At 50.8% G+C, this 16,944-nt stretch carries 16 protein-coding genes and 2 pseudogenes; 9 read left to right on the top strand and 9 right to left on the bottom strand.

Annotation, left to right across the window (positions count from 1 at the left end; genetic code table 11):
- The first annotated feature begins 73 nt into the window (after positions 1-73).
- Together WC5_RS17210 and ytfE are read left to right on the top strand one after the other, a co-directional pair.
- Positions 74-1,039 carry a DMT family transporter gene (locus WC5_RS17210; protein WP_010351319.1) on the top strand — a complete coding sequence of 322 codons (966 nt, stop codon included), beginning with the start codon at positions 74-76 and terminating at the stop codon, positions 1,037-1,039.
- Positions 1,040-1,146: 107 nt separating this feature from the next.
- The gene (ytfE, locus tag WC5_RS17205) at positions 1,147-1,809 is read left to right on the top strand and encodes an iron-sulfur cluster repair protein YtfE (protein ID WP_000331447.1); all 663 of its coding nucleotides are present in this window, start codon (positions 1,147-1,149) and stop codon (positions 1,807-1,809) included.
- 246 nt (positions 1,810-2,055) lie between these two features.
- Here the strand turns inward: ytfE and WC5_RS17200 are convergent.
- The 4 genes and pseudogenes from WC5_RS17200 to bamJ form a co-directional block, all read right to left on the bottom strand.
- Positions 2,056-3,123, bottom strand: a pseudogene (locus WC5_RS17200) (hypothetical protein).
- Positions 3,124-3,227: 104 nt separating this feature from the next.
- Positions 3,228-3,656, bottom strand: a pseudogene (locus WC5_RS17195) (hypothetical protein); the annotation flags it as partial.
- Positions 3,657-3,790: 134 nt separating this feature from the next.
- The gene (gene cycA / locus WC5_RS17190; RefSeq protein WP_000228358.1) at positions 3,791-5,194 is read right to left on the bottom strand and encodes a D-serine/D-alanine/glycine transporter; all 1,404 of its coding nucleotides are present in this window, start codon (positions 5,192-5,194) and stop codon (positions 3,791-3,793) included.
- Between the two features lie 308 nt (positions 5,195-5,502).
- Positions 5,503-6,123 carry a BamJ family beta-barrel-assembly machinery protein gene (gene bamJ, locus WC5_RS17185; RefSeq protein WP_000211237.1) on the bottom strand — a complete coding sequence of 207 codons (621 nt, stop codon included), beginning with the start codon at positions 6,121-6,123 and terminating at the stop codon, positions 5,503-5,505.
- Between the two features lie 216 nt (positions 6,124-6,339).
- Here bamJ and ytfB point away from each other — a divergent pair, with 216 nt between their 5' ends.
- On the top strand, positions 6,340-6,978 hold the full coding sequence (gene ytfB, locus WC5_RS17180; RefSeq protein ID WP_001119467.1) for a cell division protein YtfB: 639 nt from the start codon (positions 6,340-6,342) through the stop codon (positions 6,976-6,978).
- On the opposite strand, the gene WC5_RS17175 is transcribed toward ytfB, so the two are convergent.
- Positions 6,962-7,609 (bottom strand): TetR/AcrR family transcriptional regulator, encoded by a 648-nt coding sequence (locus WC5_RS17175; RefSeq protein ID WP_010351312.1) that lies wholly within the window; start codon positions 7,607-7,609, stop codon positions 6,962-6,964. The genes ytfB and WC5_RS17175 overlap by 17 nt on opposite strands.
- A gap of 211 nt (positions 7,610-7,820) precedes the next feature.
- On the opposite strand from WC5_RS17175, the gene WC5_RS17170 reads away from it, so the two are divergent.
- The 6 genes from WC5_RS17170 to WC5_RS17145 all read left to right on the top strand — a co-directional run bounded on the left by WC5_RS17170 (position 7,821) and on the right by WC5_RS17145 (position 15,240).
- Entirely contained in the window at positions 7,821-8,612 is a 792-nt protein-coding gene (locus WC5_RS17170; RefSeq protein WP_000843403.1) for a 3-ketoacyl-ACP reductase, read from the top strand.
- 9 nt (positions 8,613-8,621) lie between these two features.
- Positions 8,622-9,464: a sugar phosphate isomerase/epimerase family protein gene (locus WC5_RS17165; protein ID WP_001205222.1), complete on the top strand. Its 843-nt coding sequence runs from the start codon at positions 8,622-8,624 to the stop codon at positions 9,462-9,464.
- Between the two features lie 9 nt (positions 9,465-9,473).
- Positions 9,474-10,250: an enoyl-CoA hydratase/isomerase family protein gene (locus tag WC5_RS17160; protein WP_000999666.1), complete on the top strand. Its 777-nt coding sequence runs from the start codon at positions 9,474-9,476 to the stop codon at positions 10,248-10,250.
- 9 nt (positions 10,251-10,259) lie between these two features.
- Positions 10,260-11,801 (top strand): acyl CoA:acetate/3-ketoacid CoA transferase, encoded by a 1,542-nt coding sequence (locus tag WC5_RS17155; RefSeq protein WP_001226883.1) that lies wholly within the window; start codon positions 10,260-10,262, stop codon positions 11,799-11,801.
- On the top strand, positions 11,798-13,870 hold the full coding sequence (locus WC5_RS17150) for an FAD-dependent oxidoreductase (RefSeq protein WP_000081830.1): 2,073 nt from the start codon (positions 11,798-11,800) through the stop codon (positions 13,868-13,870). Before WC5_RS17155 ends, WC5_RS17150 begins: the two co-directional genes overlap by 4 nt.
- Positions 13,871-13,962: 92 nt before the next feature.
- On the top strand, positions 13,963-15,240 hold the full coding sequence (locus tag WC5_RS17145; RefSeq protein WP_001033619.1) for an MFS transporter: 1,278 nt from the start codon (positions 13,963-13,965) through the stop codon (positions 15,238-15,240).
- Between the two features lie 100 nt (positions 15,241-15,340).
- On the opposite strand, the gene rplI is transcribed toward WC5_RS17145, so the two are convergent.
- Genes rplI through rpsF form a run of 4 tightly spaced genes read right to left on the bottom strand, consistent with a single transcriptional unit; the run spans position 15,341 to position 16,780 of the window.
- Positions 15,341-15,790, bottom strand: a complete 450-nt coding sequence (rplI, locus tag WC5_RS17140) for a 50S ribosomal protein L9 (protein WP_001196062.1) — start codon at positions 15,788-15,790, stop codon at positions 15,341-15,343.
- Positions 15,791-15,831: 41 nt separating this feature from the next.
- Entirely contained in the window at positions 15,832-16,059 is a 228-nt protein-coding gene (rpsR, locus tag WC5_RS17135; protein WP_000135199.1) for a 30S ribosomal protein S18, read from the bottom strand.
- A gap of 4 nt (positions 16,060-16,063) precedes the next feature.
- On the bottom strand, positions 16,064-16,378 hold the full coding sequence (gene priB, locus WC5_RS17130; protein ID WP_016159978.1) for a primosomal replication protein N: 315 nt from the start codon (positions 16,376-16,378) through the stop codon (positions 16,064-16,066).
- A gap of 6 nt (positions 16,379-16,384) precedes the next feature.
- Complete coding sequence (rpsF, locus tag WC5_RS17125) at positions 16,385-16,780, bottom strand: 30S ribosomal protein S6 (RefSeq protein ID WP_001216676.1); 396 nt, start codon at positions 16,778-16,780, stop codon at positions 16,385-16,387.
- Positions 16,781-16,944: the final 164 nt, after the last annotated feature.

Genomic DNA, 16,944 nt, shown 5'->3' on the forward strand with positions numbered 1-16,944 from the left:
TAATGACGGGATGCCGGGAGCAACCATGTCTGCTTCCTGAACATTTCTTCTGACAGACCAGTGGATGCCAGTGATGATTAGCGGCGTGTTGTACGCCCTGCTAGCAGGGTTGATGTGGGGGCTTATTTTTGTCGGGCCGTTGATCTTGCCGGAATACCCGGCGATGTTGCAGTCGATGGGGCGTTATCTGGCGTTAGGATTAATTGCGCTACCCATTGCCTGGCTGGGGCGCGTGCGTCTGCGTCAGTTGGCGCGTCGCGATTGGTTTACCGCCTTGATGCTCACCATGATGGGCAACCTGATTTATTATTTTTGCCTTGCCAGTGCCATTCAACGTACCGGCGCGCCTGTTTCCACGATGATTATCGGCACCCTGCCGGTGGTTATTCCTGTCTTCGCCAATCTGCTTTATAGCCAGCGCGACGGCAAACTCGCATGGGGAAAACTCGCTCCGGCGCTGGTTTGTATTGGCATCGGCCTGGCGTGTGTGAATATTGCTGAGTTAAACCACGGACTCCCCAATTTTGACTGGGCACGTTATACCTCTGGCATCGTGCTGGCGTTAGTTTCCGTGGTCTGCTGGGCGTGGTATGCCCTACGCAACGCCCGCTGGCTGCGGGAAAACCCAGACAAACATCCAATGATGTGGGCGACGGCGCAGGCGCTGGTCACGCTGCCGGTTTCGCTCATCGGCTATTTCGTCGCTTGTTACTGGCTAAATACGCAAACGCCGGACTTCTCCCTACCTTTTGGCCCCCGTCCGCTGGTGTTTATTAGTCTGATGATTGCGATAGCCGTGCTTTGCTCATGGGTTGGCGCACTTTGCTGGAACGTCGCCAGCCAGCGATTACCGACAGTGATTCTCGGTCCGCTGATTGTTTTCGAAACGCTGGCAGGTTTGCTGTACACCTTTTTACTCCGCCAGCAAATGCCGCCGCTAATGACGCTGAGCGGTATCGCGCTGTTAGTGGTTGGTGTGGTCATTGCAGTCAGAGCAAAACCAGAAAAACCTTTAACCGAACCTGTCTCTGAAAGTTGACACCTTGCCAGTCTGTTAAATAAGCCTCTGCTACGTAAGGGTTATAGCTTTTAACTTAAAGATGCATTTAAAATACATCTTATCTTATTAAGAATGAGGTATCAGCTATGGCTTATCGCGACCAACCTTTAGGTGAACTGGCGCTCTCTATTCCTCGCGCTTCGGCTCTGTTTCGTAAATATGATATGGATTACTGCTGCGGCGGTAAGCAGACGCTGGCGCGCGCGGCGGCACGTAAGGAGCTGGATATTGACGCCATTGAAGCCGAACTGGCAAAGCTTGCTGAACAACCGATTGAGAAAGACTGGCGTAGCGCGCCGCTGGCGGAAATCATCGACCATATCATCGTGCGCTACCACGATCGTCACCGCGAACAACTGCCGGAACTGATTCTGCAAGCCACCAAAGTCGAGCGCGTTCACGCCGACAAACCGAGCGTGCCAAAAGGGCTGACAAAATACCTGACCATGCTGCATGAAGAGCTTTCCAGCCACATGATGAAAGAAGAGCAGATCCTCTTCCCGATGATCAAACAAGGCATGGGCAGCCAGGCAATGGGGCCTATCAGTGTGATGGAAAGCGAGCACGATGAAGCGGGCGAACTGCTGGAAGTGATTAAACACACGACCAATAACGTCACACCGCCGCCGGAAGCCTGCACCACCTGGAAAGCGATGTATAACGGCATTAATGAACTGATTGATGACCTGATGGAGCACATCAGTCTGGAAAACAATGTGCTGTTCCCGCGCGCGCTGGCGGGTGAGTGATTTGTTCGATCAACGCACCTGGTTTACACAATCAGGTGCGTTTTCAAATGCTTTGAGTTATTCACCACTCCGGGACAATCTTTTGTATCTACTGAACTGGGAAAATTCATTATTCAGCCAATAATAAGTTCCTTCAACGGTTACTAACTTATTTTTTTCATTAATATAATTACTTATTCATCGCTCCTGTATAAGCCAGAATAAAATCACCCATTCCCTGGTTTTTACGTGTACATCCAGCTACCGCTACGCTTCCACCCACACCGACCCGCCATCATGGCGGTTCATCAGCGACCACAGCACATGGAATTTCTCGCCTCTTTTATACTCCCCCTCCATTTTCCTGTCCGTCCATTCTGGCATCTGCTCTCCCTGCTCCAGTGTCACCGTCGCTTGTCTACCTTCTACAAAAATCGACCACTCCCCGCTATGAGGACAAGCTTCACCGCTAAAGGCCGCGATCCGCTGCCGGTCTGTAACATACTGCGCTTCGCGCTGTGGCCAGTTGTACAACTCCTCCGGCATGCCCTGTGGGAAAAATCCCTCCGGCGGCACATTGATAAATCGGTTTGCCACCCGCCGTATACGTTTCCAATTGCATTTTGCCCACGCCCCGCTTTCCCAGTAATATTCTTGTATCCCAGCCTCGTTGACATACTTCGTTCGTACCCGCCCCTGCCAAGCCTCGGGAATATGTTCACTCCGGTACAACAGTTGGGCGCTGGCATCTGGGATATCCGGCAGATACAGGCCAGCCACCGTTACCGGGTCATCCTCACGCAGGTATACGCTACTATCCAGCTCATACAACGGTAATTGCATCGGCAGGGCCAGCGGGCCGTGCAGACTTTCCTCATAATAATAAGTCAGTTCGCCGTCATACCAGTATCCGCCCGAGGTACGTCTGATTAAATTATTATAATGTGCACCTCGCCATTTCAGTCTGTCATACTGTTTTTGCGCGGCGAGTGACATCCAGTCCGACGGATAATCAATTAGTCCTTTCATATCACTGCTAATATTGCCCCCGGATTGCAGTACCCGCAGGTCCCCCTGCTGTAGCTGAATAAAGTCATACTGTACCGACTTTAAAGTACTGCGGATATTGGGCAACACTCGCCCGCCCCAGACGACGTCAATCTGCTCGCACAGCGGACGACGGCGCACATCCAGCGGCATGGTCTTGCTCCACTCTGCCACCTGTCACTCGCACAGCTCGACAAACTCCTGCCACCCCTCAAAACGACGCCGATAATATTCCGGCGACATTATTCTTTCCAGCAACCAGCACTCCTGTGGATGTAATATAGCCACTTTATCTCCTGATTTATTAATTAATTGTCTATTGATACTTTTATTTCGGTACATAAATATTTGTTTGCAACTGAGACACAGCTATATACATATCCACTTCATCTATCATCGGTACGCTGACCGTCAAAATAGACGCTGCGTTTATCGGCAGCGAAAGCGCCGAATGCCTGAAAACTGGCGGCATCGACATTAGGTTCACCGGATGGATTTTTCAGGACTTTGCCTGCCCAAAGGACAGAACGTCCATCGGTGAGCCAGGTATGCTGGCAATCCCCCTCATCATCGCAATCGAACTTATCGGGATTAAAATCGGACAGTAACCGGGAATCTTGTTTATTGGCTAAATTGGCAATACGCCAAAGGCGGGAAAAATTAATATCCGGTAATTCGGAGAGGATCTCATCTTTTTTCCCCTTCTGTTCGGCAACGTAAACAGTGCCTTTCTCCTGCTGGCGGTAATAAAAATCCGCGCCCCAGGAAGGTGAAATGGAGAGAGGTAATGCGGCGATTAATAACCAACTGCGCTTAACCATAATGAACTCTGCAATGAGTGGCAAAGATTCACGGTAAGCCCGCGCCTGGGGGGATGTCGATGACGGTAAGTTTTTTTAGGAATGTATAAAGACAAAGGCACCCGCAGGTGCCTTTCAGAGTGATAAACGCGGCATTACTTCGCCATGCGTTTTTTACCAATAAACAGCCAGCCCAGCCCCAGTACAATAAACCACAACGGGGTAACCAGCAGCGCCTGGCGGGTGTCATCTTCCAGCGTCAGCAGCACGATGACGAATACAAAGAATGCCATACATACCCAGCACATCAGTTTGCCGAGCGGCATCTTGTAGATCGACTTCTCATGCAGGTGCGGACGTTGTTTGCGGTACACCAGGTACGAACAAAGGATAATCGTCCAGACGAACATAAACAGAATCGCGGAAACTGTAGTGATCATCGTGAACGCGCCAATCACGCTTGGATTCACATACAACATCACCACGCCGCCGAGCAGACAGATGCAGGAGAAGGTCAGCCCTTTCGCGGGTACTGCGCGTTTAGAGAGTTTAGCGAACGCTTTCGGCGCGACGCCTTCCTGTGCCAGACCAAACAACATACGGCTGGTAGAAAATACGCCACTGTTAGCAGAAGAAGCCGCAGAGGTCAGCACCACAAAGTTAATCACGCTTGCCGCCGCAGGCAGCCCCACCAGCACAAACAGTTCAACAAATGGGCTTTTCTCCGCGACCACAGAACTCCACGGCGTCACGGACATAATTACAATCAGCGCGAAGACGTAGAACATAATGATGCGGATCGGAATGGAGTTAATTGCGCGTGGCAGTGATTTCTCCGGATCTTTCGTTTCCGCAGCCGTTGTACCGACCAACTCAATCCCCACGAAAGCGAAAACCGCTATCTGGAATCCGGCAAAGAAGCCGCTTAAGCCTTTCGGGAACCAGCCGCCGTCATTCCACAAATGCGCGAACGACGCTTCCACACCGTTCGGAGACTGGAAGTGCATCATCACCATGATCAGACCAACGACAATCAGCGACACGATGGCGACGATTTTGATCATCGCAAACCAGAACTCCATCTCACCGAACATTTTTACCGTGGCGAGGTTTAGAACCAGTAACAGAATGATCACGGATAACGACGCAACCCAGTCAGAAAGCCCCGGGAACCAGAACTGCGCATAAGCGGTAATAGCGACAACATCCGCCATACCAGTAACTACCCAACAGAACCAATAAGTCCAGCCGGTGAAATATCCTGCCCACGGTCCCAATAAATCGGAAGCGAAGTCACTAAAAGATTTATATTCCAGATTCGAAAGCAGCAATTCCCCCATTGCCCGCATCACGAAAAAGAGCATAAAACCGATGATCATATAAACGAAAATGATCGACGGCCCGGCAAGACTAATTGTTTTACCGGAACCCATAAACAACCCTGTACCTATGGCACCGCCAATGGCAATAAGCTGAATATGTCGGTTTGTGAGATTGCGCCGTAGCGACTGTTCAGCCGGAGCCTGATCATCGGCAACGACTTTTACCTGATCTACCATGTTTTTTTCTTCCTGTACCTGTCTGTGTTGTTCAGGCTCTGCGGCCTTTAGTCAGTCTATGATACGACGAATCTGTATCGGGACTCATCGATATTAGGTAACAATACGCGGGATGAATACTAAGATTTAGATCTAATGTTAATTTAATGTTTAAAGTGAGTGTCATATCACGGTGATAACGCGAAACAGCTCACAAAAATACACGCTTACGTGGTCTTTGCAACACAAAATAGCGTCGTTTGGCAAACTGAAGGGTTTATTGCTGAATGCCTGCTCCCCTCTGGCTCGAGGGGAACAGAATGCGCTGCTTAGAGGATTTCCAGCAGTTCGACTTCAAACACCAGGGTGCTGAACGGAGGGATGGACGCGCCTGCGCCACGCTCGCCATAAGCCAGTTCCTGCGGAATGGTCAGTTCCCATTTAGAACCTACCGGCATCAGAGTCAGTGCTTCAATCCAGCCAGGGATCACGCCGTTAACCGGGAATTCAGCCGGTTCACCACGGGCAACGGAGCTGTCAAATACAGTACCGTCGATCAGTTTACCGGTGTAATGAACGCGAACGCGGTCGGTACGCGCAGGAATTGCGCCTTCGCCCTGATTGATCACGCGGAATTGCAGGCCAGATTCGGTGCTGTTCACGCCCTCTTTTTTGGCGTTTTCTTCGAGGTATTTCACACCTTCGGCAGCCATCGCCTGGAAACGCTGACGACGAACGGCATCAGCACGTTCGTGAATTTCACGCAGCGCGCGGTGCACCACATCAACCGGAACAGCCGGATGTTTACCTTCCAGCGCATCGGCAATGCCCGCAACCAGTGCTTCTGGCAGCAGCCCTTGCAGACCAGATTCACTCAGTTGTTGCCCTACCTGCAAACCAATACCGTAGCTTGCTTGCGCTTCGATGGTATCAAAAGTTGGAGTGGTCATCGTATTTCCTTTCTTCGGGTATAAAGTAGCGGCAGCATATCAGCCACACTTCCTTGGGTAAAACTTTGTCGCGGGAATGATGACAAATCACGGGGAAAAAGAAACAATAGCAATATCCCGTATGAATATAATAAAGGCGGGTTTACCACGGACATCATAGCGTTAGCTTATTCATAGGCTATGATTGAGGAACAAGACGCGGAGCAGGAGGAAACCATGCCCGGGCGCTTTGAACTAAAACCAACCCTGGAGAAAGTCTGGCACGCGCCGGACAATTTTCGCTTCATGGACCCGCTGCCGCCGATGCATCGTCGGGGGATTATTATTGCCGCCATTGTATTGGTGGTCGGTTTTCTGCTTCCGTCTGATGATACGCCCAACGCGCCGGTGGTGACGCGTGAAGCGCAGCTGGATATTCAGTCGCAATCACAACCGCCAACGGAAGAACAACTGCGGGCGCAATTAGTTACCCCACAAAATGATCCTGATCAGGTGGCTCCGGTCGCCCCTGAACCGATACAGGAAGGCCAGCCGGAAGATCAGCCACAAACTTCGCAAACGCAACCTTTCCAGCCAGATGGTGGAATTGATAATCAGTGGCGCTCTTATCGTGTCGAACCGGGTAAAACGATGGCGCAATTGTTCCGCGACCACGGACTACCCGCTACCGATGTCTATGCGATGGCGCAGGTAGAAGGCGCGGGCAAGCCGCTAAGTAATTTGCAAAATGGGCAATTGGTACAAATCCGCCAGAACGCCAGCGGCGTAGTGACGGGCTTAACCATTGATACGGGGAATAATCAACAGGTTCTGTTTACCCGCCAGCCGAATGGCAGTTTTATTCGTGCGCGGTAGATGAAGGGTCAACGAGAAGCCAGCTAAGGATCGTCTCTTTGATGACCTTACGTCTGGCTTCCAGCGCCTGCGGTGAAACCATACTGATGTGATAAACCAGGCCAAGCGTATGCTGGTTGATCAAATAATATCCCCCGAGCGCGGCAATATTAATATTCACCTGCAACGGGTCGATATCTGGCTTAAAAATATTGAGCCTCTTCCCTTCAGCCAACAAAGATTCCATTAACTGCAAGTGCGCATGGTTAATTTCTAAAAGACGCTGTGATTTTGCATAATGCACACCTTTACTCTGGTTTTCACTATGCACAATTTTTAAAAACCAGGGGTTAGCAATGTAATAATCCCAGGTAAAATCGATGATTTTTTCAATTGCTTTTTGTGGAGGAAAACCTGAAACATCCAGGGATTTTTCTTTTTGTCGAATATCGTTCCAGGTATATTCCAGCACTTCGATAAATAAATATTCTTTATTACCAAAGTGGTGATAAACCGTCTGTTTACTGCACCCTGCGGCCTTAACAATATTATCGACTCTGGCTCCTTCGTAACCATATTCGGCAAATTCATTAACCGCACATAACAGCAGCTTTTCCTTCAGGCTCTGTACGTTGCTGGTATCAAGATACATAACGCTTCCCCACGACCTCTTCAAGATGACTATCTTAACCCGATTAATTAGAAGCTCCAGTAAAAAGGCTAAAAACTTGTACTTTCATCGGGTTATCAAATGTCCTGTGATCACTATCGCATATCAACCAACCAGATGGTTGATCTTTCTTGCCGCACGTCGCAAGCTAATCGTCACTTAGGGAAACAATATTCAAAAAGAGAGCTATTGTATGAAATCCACTCGTCCTGTTGCCGTCATCACTGGAGCCGCACGTGGCATTGGTAAGGGGTGTGCGCTGGAGCTTGCCCGTGGCGGATTTAATCTGTTGATTAACGATCGCCCCGATGCCGACAGCGTAGAAAAATTATATGCCACGCAACAGGAATGTATGGCAGAAGGCGTGGAAGTGATTTGCTTCCCTGCCGATGTTGGCGATCTCTCCCTGCATGAAGAGATGCTCGACGCGGCGCAAAATCAGTGGGGGCGTCTGGACTGCCTGCTCAATAACGCGGGCATTTCTGTGAAAAAACGCGGTGATCTCCTCGACCTCGAACCAGACAGTTTCGACCAAAACATTGCTATTAACACCCGCGCGCCGTTCTTCCTCGCACAGGCATTCAGTAAACGTCTGCTCGCACAGCCAAAACCAGAAACAGAATTCCCGCACCGCTCGATTATTTTTGTCAGCTCAATCAACGCCATCATGCTGGCGATGAATCGCGGCGAATATACCATCGCTAAAACCGCCGTTTCTGCCGCTGCTCGTCTGTTTGCCGCTCGCCTTTGCAACGAACAAATTGGCGTCTATGAAGTGCGCCCTGGTCTAATCAAAACCGATATGACTATTCCGGCAACGGCTTATTACGACGAACTGATCGCTAAGGGACTGGTGCCGTGGGGACGTTGGGGTTATCCGGCTGATATCGCCTCCACTGTCCGCGCGATGGCGGAAGGCAAACTGATTTACACCTGTGGTCAGGCCGTCGCCATCGACGGTGGCTTAAGTATGCCGCGTTTCTGAGGCTGAACCATGAGAGATCTGTTACAACGCCCGGATTTATTCAGCATCAATACCGCGACGCTGGGCTATAAAACCCCGCTACCCGCCATTATTGATGCCTGCGCCGCACGCGGTATTGGTGCGATCGCCCCCTGGCGCAGAGAGTTGCAGGGCGAAGATCTTCAGCAGATCGCCCACCAGCTTGCCGCTAGTAACATGAGCGTTTCCGGTTTGTGCCGTAGCACTTACTACACCGCGCCGACACTGGCGGAACGCAAACTGGCGATTGATGATAACCGCCGGGCGCTGGACGACGCAGCGGTGCTGAACGCCGCCTGTTATATGCAGGTGGTTGGCGGCTTACCACAGGGCACAAAAGATCTGTATGAAGCACGGGAACAGGTGAAACAAGGGATACGCCAGTTACTGCCACATTCGAAAGATGTCGGCGTGCTAATTGCGCTGGAGCCACTGCACCCAATGACCGCCGCCGATCGCTCTTGTTTGTGCACGTTACGCCAGGCGCTGGACTGGTGTGATGAACTCGATCCCGATGGGGAGTTTGGCCTCGGCGTGGCGGTGGATGTTTATCACGTCTGGTGGGATCCGGATCTCGCCAGTCAGATCCTGCGTGCCGGAAAACGCATCCTCGCGTTTCATGTTTCCGACTGGTTAGTGCCGACCACCGATCTGGTCAATGACCGTGGAATGCCGGGAGATGGCGTCATCAATATTCCGTCAATTCGTCGGCTGGTTGAAAACGCCGGATTTAATGGTGCTATTGAACTGGAAATATTCTCGCCTTACTGGTGGCAGAAAGATATTAACAGCACGCTGGATATTAGCGTCGATCGCATCGCGCATTATTGCTAAGGAATAATCATGAATGACCAACCCGTTCTGTTCAGCAGAGCGGCGGCTTCCTGCCGTCTGACGTTGAACCGTGAAGATAAATGTCATGCTATTAACGAAGAGATGATTGAATCTCTCGACCATTATTTAAATGAAATTGAAAACGACACCACATTACGATTAGTCGAATTAACGGCAACCGGCGATAAATTCTTTTGTGCGGGCGGTGATATTAAATCGTGGTCGGCCTATTCGCCATTAGATATGGGCAGAAAATGGATTAAACGCGGTAATGACGTTTTTAATCGTCTGCGCAATTTACCGCAATTAACGGTTGCGAATCTCAACGGTCATACCATCGGCGGCGGTATTGAACTCGCCTTGTGCTGCGATATTCGAATCGCTCGCCCCAGCGCGAAATTTTCTAACCCGGAAGTCATGCTCGGCATGGTGCCTGGCTGGATGGGCATTGAACGCGTGCTTAATCAGGTTGGTCCGGTGGTCGGTCGCCAGATGCTGATGCTGGGTAAACGCCTGACGGCGCATGAAGCCCAGGCGGCGAATTTAATTGATGAAGTAGTAGAAAAAGAACAGGTGGAAAGCTGGATGGCGAACCAGTTAGCGCAGCTGGAAAAATGTGGTCCGGTGGCACTGGCGCATATTAAGCAGCTGATTCTGGCACTGGAAAATAAACACGCTGAATACCCACACCAGTTACTGGCTGGATTAATGTCCGCCACTCAGGATTGCCAGCAGGCGACGCAGGCATTTGCCGAAAAAAGTAGCGTGAGCTTCCATAATCACTAAGGAAATTGTATGCGTAAGATATCAACCGCCGAGGCACTGGCGGCGCAAATTCAGGATGGCGCAACCATTGCCATTAGCGGTAACGGCGGCGGTATGGTGGAAGCCGACCATATTTTGGCAGCTATTGAAGCGCGTTTCCTGCAAACCGGACATCCACGCGACCTGACGCTAATCCACTCGCTGGGCATTGGCGATCGCGACTGCAAAGGCACGAACCGCTTCGCTCATGCTGAAATGCTCAAACGCATTATTGCCGGGCACTTTACCTGGTCGCCCAAAATGCAGGAACTGGTGAAGAACAATACCATTGAAGCCTACTGCTTCCCAGGCGGTGTGATTCAGGCATTGCTGCGGGAAATTGGTGCCGGACGTCCGGGGCTTTTTACCCACGTTGGCCTGGGATCATTTGTTGATCCACGCAATGGCGGCGGAAAGTCGAACGCTTGCACCACCGAGGATCTGGTAGAACTGATTGAAATTGATGGCGAAACCAAACTCCGCTATCGCCCTTTCAAAGTGGACTATGCCATTTTGCGGGGCACCTATGCCGATCCGCGTGGCAACGTCAGCCTCGAAGAAGAAGCGATTGATATGGATAGCTATTCGATGGCGCTGGCAGCACACAACAGCGGTGGCAAAGTGTTCGTACAGGTGCGCGATGTACTGGAAGCTGGCGCTATTGAACCACGTCGGGTCAAATTACCGGGGATTCTGGTTGATAGCATCGTTGAATACCGCGAACAACCGCAAACCTATCTTGGCGGTTACGACCTGACGATCAGCGGTCAACATCGCCGTCTGAGTTCTAACGGCGCTATTGAACTGGTTAGTCATCCGGTACGTCGCTTAATTGCCCGTCGGGCAGCGCGCGAGCTGGTGGCAGGCGCTTCAACCAACTTTGGCTTTGGTATCCCCGGCGGTATTCCTGGGGTTGCGCTGCGTGAAGGCGTTCCTTACCAAAGTTTATGGCTAAGCGTCGAGCAAGGCGTGCATAACGGTATGATGCTGGACGACGCGTTTTTCGGCTGCGCCCGTAACGCCGACGCCATTATCCCTTCGCTGGATCAATTCGAGTTCTACAGCGGCGGCGGCATCGACATTACGTTCCTCGGCATGGGCGAGATGGATCAACATGGTAACGTCAACGTCTCACATCTCAATGGCAATCTGATTGGCCCTGGCGGATTTCTCGAAATTGCGCAAAACGCCCGTAAGGTGGTGTTCTGCGGTACGTTCGACGCCAAAGGCAGCAAAATTGACGTAACACCAGATGGCTTGCATATCGCCCAGCCAGGTCAAATCCCCAAACTGGTTACTCAGGTGGAAAAAATCACCTTTAGCGCCGCCTACGCACAGCAAAGCGGTCAGGAAGTACTGTATATCACTGAACGTGCGGTATTCCAGTTAACGGCAGAAGGCGTTGAATTAATTGAAATCGCGCCGGGCGTAGAGATTGACCGCGACATTCTGCCGTATATGGCCTTCCGTCCAATTATCAACCAACCGCGCCTGATGGAAAGTAGCCTTTTTACGCCGATGGAGGACGCATGAGCCAGCCTGATGACGCCATCCTCGATGCGCTGACCCACGTCACCTTCCCGAAGGGTTTTGTGTCAACAGAGCCAACGTCAATTGTCACGGTGGACGGTGTTGACTACCCACTCTGGCAAACAGATGCTCTGGTCGTTGGTAGCGGCGCGGCAGGATTACGTGCGGCGGTTGAACTGAAACGTCGCCAGCAAAATGTGCTGATCGCCACCGCCGGGTTATACATGGGAACATCGGCCTGCTCCGGTTCCGATAAACAGACGCTGTTTACCGCCGCTACGGCGGGCAACGGCGACAACTTCACCAAACTTGCCGAAGCACTGGCGAGCGGCGGTGCGATGGATCACGACACGGCGTATGTTGAAGCAGTCGGTTCCCTGCATACCCTTGGCGGGCTGCAATATCTCGGTCTGGAATTACCGGAAGATCGCTATGGTGCAATTCTCCGTTATCAGACCGACCATGACGAAGCCGGACGCGCAACCTCCTGTGGGCCGCGCACTTCTCGTCTGATGGTGAAAGTATTGCTCGAAGAAGTGCAGCGTCTTTCCATCCCATTGTTAACCAGCGCGACAGTTATCAAACTGCTGCATCAACGCGGTGAGAATGGCGAAGATCGCGTGGCAGGAGCTATCCTCGCAACCGGTTCCCGCGCCCATAACCCGTGGGGACTGGCAATTGTTACTGCGCCCAATGTGGTACTGGCAACAGGCGGGCCGGGCGAGCTTTATCGCGACAGTGTTTATCCGCATAAATGCTTTGGCTCGCTGGGGCTGGCGCTGGAAGAAGGTCTGACGCTAACCAATCTGACCGAAAGCCAGTTTGGTATAGGCACGCCGCGCAGCACGTTTCCGTGGAATTTGTCCGGCACCTATGTGCAGGTGATCCCGTATATCTATTCCGTGGATGCCGAGGGCAACGAGTATAACTTCCTCGCGGATTACTATCGCACCACCCAGGAACTGGCTTCAAACATCTTCCGTAAAGGCTATCAGTGGCCGTTCCACGCCACGCGGGTGATGGGTTTTGGCTCAAGCCTGTTGGACATGGCGGTAGCGCAAGAGCAGCAATCAGGCCGCCAGGTTTTTATGGATTTCAAGCGAAATCCTGAAGCGGTGCCTGGTGATTTGCCATTCTCATTAGATCGACTGGACGACGACGTTCGCACGTATCTGGAAAATAACGATGCTCTGGCACCATCGCCCATCGAACGACTGCAACGAATGAATCCGCTGTCTATCTCGCTGTATAAGATGCACGGTTACGATCTCACCACGCAGCCATTGCAGTTTGCCATGAATAATCAGCATATGAATGGCGGCATTGAGGTTGATATCTGGGGGCAAACTTCTCTGCCCGGTTGTTTTGCGGTGGGAGAAGTCGCCGGAACTCACGGTGTTACCCGACCTGGCGGCGCGGCGCTGAATGCCGGACAGGTTTTTGCCGTGCGTCTGGCGCGTTTTATTGGCTGCACACAAAAGCGATCTGTTGAAGATGATGTCGCACAACTGGCATCTCCGGCACTAAATTCAATCAGAGAGATCATCACTCAGGCGCTGGCAAACGAAAATGGAATGGCGCTGGTAACGGTGAGGGAAAAAATCCAGGCACGAATGTCTGACTACGCTGGGTTTATTTGCCATGGCGATAAAGTCCGGCGCGCCACTCGCGATGCCCTGCTATTGAATGAATTTGTACAACGGCATGGTTTGGCTATCAAACACGTGGGCGAAGTTGCCGAATTGTTTATGTGGCGGCATATGGCGCTGACGTCTGCCGCCGTTTTAACACAATTAACGCATTTTATTGACGCAGGCGGCGGCAGTCGTGGGGCGCGGATGATTATTGATCCCCAGGGTGAATATCTACCGCAAACTCGTCAGGGGGCAAAAGAAGAATGGCGTTTTCGCTCTGAACAAGATGATGATAAAAATCACAAATTAACTATTCATTATTCACAAGACTCTTTTATTACTGAAGTGAAGTCGTTACGTGTGCTACCGCGTATTAATGGTATTTACTTTGAAAAAAACTGGCCAGATTTTCTAAAGGGAGAGATTTACACACAATAATTTTTAATATGTTCTCTGTACCTGATTTTTATTAACTATTATACGGAATTACCAACAACCAGGGTTTATTAATATAATTAAAAGGTTTAAACATGAATAAAATAAAAAATTACCGGTGGCATATGATTGCCCTCGTATGCTTTATCACTGTAATCAATTATCTGGACAGAACGGCGTTAGGTATTGCAGCTCCAACTATTATGGAGACAACTGGAATAACCAAAGAGCAATATTCATGGATTGTCAGTGCATTCCAGTTGGCCTATACATTGGGTCAACCGGTAATGGGATTCTTTATTGACACTGTTGGTCTGAAATTGAGTTTTGCGATTTGCGCCGCAGTATGGGGGCTGGCAACAATGGGTCATGCGCTGACCGGAACATGGTCAGGTCTGGCATTTATGCGCGCCCTGATGGGTTTCAGCGAAGCGTCGGCAATTCCGGCCGGTGTAAAAACCGCATCAACATGGTTCCCGGCAAAAGAGCGTGGCGTGGCAACAGGTGTTTTCAATATGGGCACCTCACTCGGCGCGATGCTTGCACCACCGCTAATTGCCTGGTGCATTATGTTTCATAGCTGGCAATTTGCGTTTATTGTCTCAGGTAGCCTTGCTTTGCTCGCGGCTTTATTTTGGTTCTTTTGTTATAAAGATCCAAAAGATGCCAAACGCCTTTCTGATGAAGAGCGCCACTATATTGAATCAGGGCAAGAACAGCATCTTAAAACAGATAAGAAAGAAAAAACGTCAATCAAGCATATCCTCAGCCAACGTAATTTCTGGGGGATTGGCATCGCGCGTTTTCTCGCTGACCCGGCATGGGGAACCATTAACTTCTGGGTGCCAATTTTCTTTGTTGAAACGCTGCATTTTAGCCTGAAAGAAATTGCGATGTTCGTCTGGCTACCTTTCCTGTTGGGCGACCTTGGCTGTTTAGCCAGTGGTTTTGTCGCGAAGTTCTTCCACGATCGCGGCGTGAGTTTAATCAACTCACGAAGAATTACCTTCACTATCGCTGCCGTCATCATGATGACGATTGGTCTGGTGAGTATTGTCGAAAATCCCTACATTGCCGTGTTACTGATTAGTATTGGCGCGTTCTCGCATCAATGCCTTTCTACCGTTGCAGCAACTTTGGGCGGCGATCTGTTCAAAAAAGACGAAGTGGCTACCGCAGTGGGTATGGCTGGAGCCTGTGCGTGGAGCGGTCAGTTGATTTTCAACCTGTTCATCGGGGCATTCGTTCACATTATCGGCTTCGCGCCGTTCTTTATTGCCCTGGCTTTCTTTGACATTATTGGTGCCATTGCATTGTGGACGCTTATCAAAGTTAAAGATGAAGAACCGCAAGTACAGCTAGCGACAAGCTAATTAATAGATATCAGAGCGTTATACTCCAGTTGTAACGCTTTCGCTATAAAGCAAAACGCCGACCAATGGTCGGCGTTTTTACGTCTCGTTGAATAACGAATTATTCAGCTACTACGTTTACAATCACTTTCGCGAATACTTCGCTGTGAACCTGGAAGCTCACTTCGTGTTCGCCAGTGGTACGCAGAACGCCGTTCGGCAGACGAACTTCGCTCTTAGCCACTTCAACGCCAGCTGCAGTTACAGCGTCAGCGATGTCGCGAGTACCGATGGAACCGAACAGTTTACCTTCGTCGCCAGCTTTAGACGCGATGGTAACAGTTTCCAGTGCATTGATTTTCTCAGCGCGAGCGTTAGCTGCTGCCAGAACTTCAGCCAGTTTAGCTTCCAGTTCAGCGCGACGTGCTTCGAAGAATTCAATGTTTTTCTTGGTAGCTGGAACAGCTTTACCCTGCGGTACCAGGAAGTTACGAGCATAGCCCGCTTTAACGTTTACCTGATCACCCAGGCTACCCAGGTTTGCTACTTTATCAAGCAGAATAACTTGCATTACCTTATCCTCTCAAAGTCGTATTAATGGACCGTGACCGATTACTGATGGCGATCAGTGTACGGCAGCAGGGACAGGTAGCGAGCGCGTTTGATAGCGCGAGCCAGCTGACGCTGGTATTTTGCACGGGTACCGGTGATACGGCTTGGGACAATCTTACCGCTTTCGGTGATGTAGTTTTTCAGCGTAGCGATATCTTTATAGTCGATCTCTTGAACGCCTTCCGCGGTGAAACGGCAGAACTTGCGACGACGGAAATAACGTGCCATATGGCTAGTCTCCAGAATCTATCAATTCAATCTGCTCGGCATGCAAAACCATTTTGCTCAGTCCGTTCTTCGCCTTGTGGCATGAAATGAACCCCTGAACGGTTATGCGACTGCCGACCGTTATACTGTGAGTAATGGCCTGGTTTTCGTGTCCGCTAATAATAACGGGCATTTGGCACCACGCCTGCCGGTGAAAACCGGCTTCCTCCTGCACAGAACGATGCTCAAGCACGAACTGGCAGTGAGGAATTCCTGATGGACTGACCTTTCGAAGGGGAGTCCTGCACACGGTGCCGGACAACACCAGACGGTTGGTCATCAGAAATTACTCTTCAGAATCCCCAGCTTCAGCATCATCAGCGGTTTCGTTTGCGAAATCATCGCGACGCTCACGGCGCTCGTCTTTCGCTTTAACCATCGGAGATGCTTCGGTAACGGCGTGCTTAGTACGCATTACCATGCTACGGATAACGGCGTCGTTGAAGCGGAAGGTAGTTTCCAGCTCATCGATCACTTCCTGCGGCGCTTCAACGTTCATCAGAACGTAGTGAGCTTTGTGCAGTTTGTTGATCGGGTAAGCCAGCTGACGGCGGCCCCAGTCTTCCAGACGGTGGATCTTGCCTTCTGCACCAGTGATGGCAGCAGTGTAGCGCTCGATCATGCCCGGAACCTGTTCGCTCTGGTCAGGATGGACCATAAAAACGATTTCGTAATGACGCATCGAATTGCTCCTTACGGATTATTCAGCCTCCTGTCTGGGTCAGCCGCAGCCCATGGAGGCAAGGAACGTGTTAAAGGGCGGCTGAAAAATGACGCGTTATAGTACTGGTATACCCCGCTAAACTCAAGGCCAGCCGACAAATAAATCTCACCTTTCGCCAAATC

This window comes from Escherichia sp. KTE114 (assembly GCF_000407765.1).
GTDB classification, from domain to species: Bacteria; Pseudomonadota; Gammaproteobacteria; order Enterobacterales; family Enterobacteriaceae; genus Escherichia; species Escherichia ruysiae.

Excerpts from the sequence above, each read along its gene's own strand:
- rpsR (WP_000135199.1), bottom strand. The coding sequence starts at position 16,059 with ATGGCACGTTATTTCCGTCGTCGCAAGTTCTGCCGTTTCACCGCGGAA.
- WC5_RS17160 (WP_000999666.1), top strand. The coding sequence starts at position 9,474 with ATGAATGACCAACCCGTTCTGTTCAGCAGAGCGGCGGCTTCCTGCCGT.
- WC5_RS17175 (WP_010351312.1), bottom strand. The coding sequence starts at position 7,609 with ATGTATCTTGATACCAGCAACGTACAGAGCCTGAAGGAAAAGCTGCTG.
- ytfB (WP_001119467.1), top strand. The coding sequence starts at position 6,340 with ATGCCCGGGCGCTTTGAACTAAAACCAACCCTGGAGAAAGTCTGGCAC.
- cycA (WP_000228358.1), bottom strand. The coding sequence starts at position 5,194 with ATGGTAGATCAGGTAAAAGTCGTTGCCGATGATCAGGCTCCGGCTGAA.
- WC5_RS17165 (WP_001205222.1), top strand. The coding sequence starts at position 8,622 with ATGAGAGATCTGTTACAACGCCCGGATTTATTCAGCATCAATACCGCG.
- rpsF (WP_001216676.1), bottom strand. The coding sequence starts at position 16,780 with ATGCGTCATTACGAAATCGTTTTTATGGTCCATCCTGACCAGAGCGAA.
- WC5_RS17170 (WP_000843403.1), top strand. The coding sequence starts at position 7,821 with ATGAAATCCACTCGTCCTGTTGCCGTCATCACTGGAGCCGCACGTGGC.
- rplI (WP_001196062.1), bottom strand. The coding sequence starts at position 15,790 with ATGCAAGTTATTCTGCTTGATAAAGTAGCAAACCTGGGTAGCCTGGGT.
- priB (WP_016159978.1), bottom strand. The coding sequence starts at position 16,378 with ATGACCAACCGTCTGGTGTTGTCCGGCACCGTGTGCAGGACTCCCCTT.
- WC5_RS17155 (WP_001226883.1), top strand. The coding sequence starts at position 10,260 with ATGCGTAAGATATCAACCGCCGAGGCACTGGCGGCGCAAATTCAGGAT.
- WC5_RS17145 (WP_001033619.1), top strand. The coding sequence starts at position 13,963 with ATGAATAAAATAAAAAATTACCGGTGGCATATGATTGCCCTCGTATGC.
- ytfE (WP_000331447.1), top strand. The coding sequence starts at position 1,147 with ATGGCTTATCGCGACCAACCTTTAGGTGAACTGGCGCTCTCTATTCCT.
- bamJ (WP_000211237.1), bottom strand. The coding sequence starts at position 6,123 with ATGACCACTCCAACTTTTGATACCATCGAAGCGCAAGCAAGCTACGGT.
- WC5_RS17150 (WP_000081830.1), top strand. The coding sequence starts at position 11,798 with ATGAGCCAGCCTGATGACGCCATCCTCGATGCGCTGACCCACGTCACC.
- WC5_RS17210 (WP_010351319.1), top strand. The coding sequence starts at position 74 with ATGATTAGCGGCGTGTTGTACGCCCTGCTAGCAGGGTTGATGTGGGGG.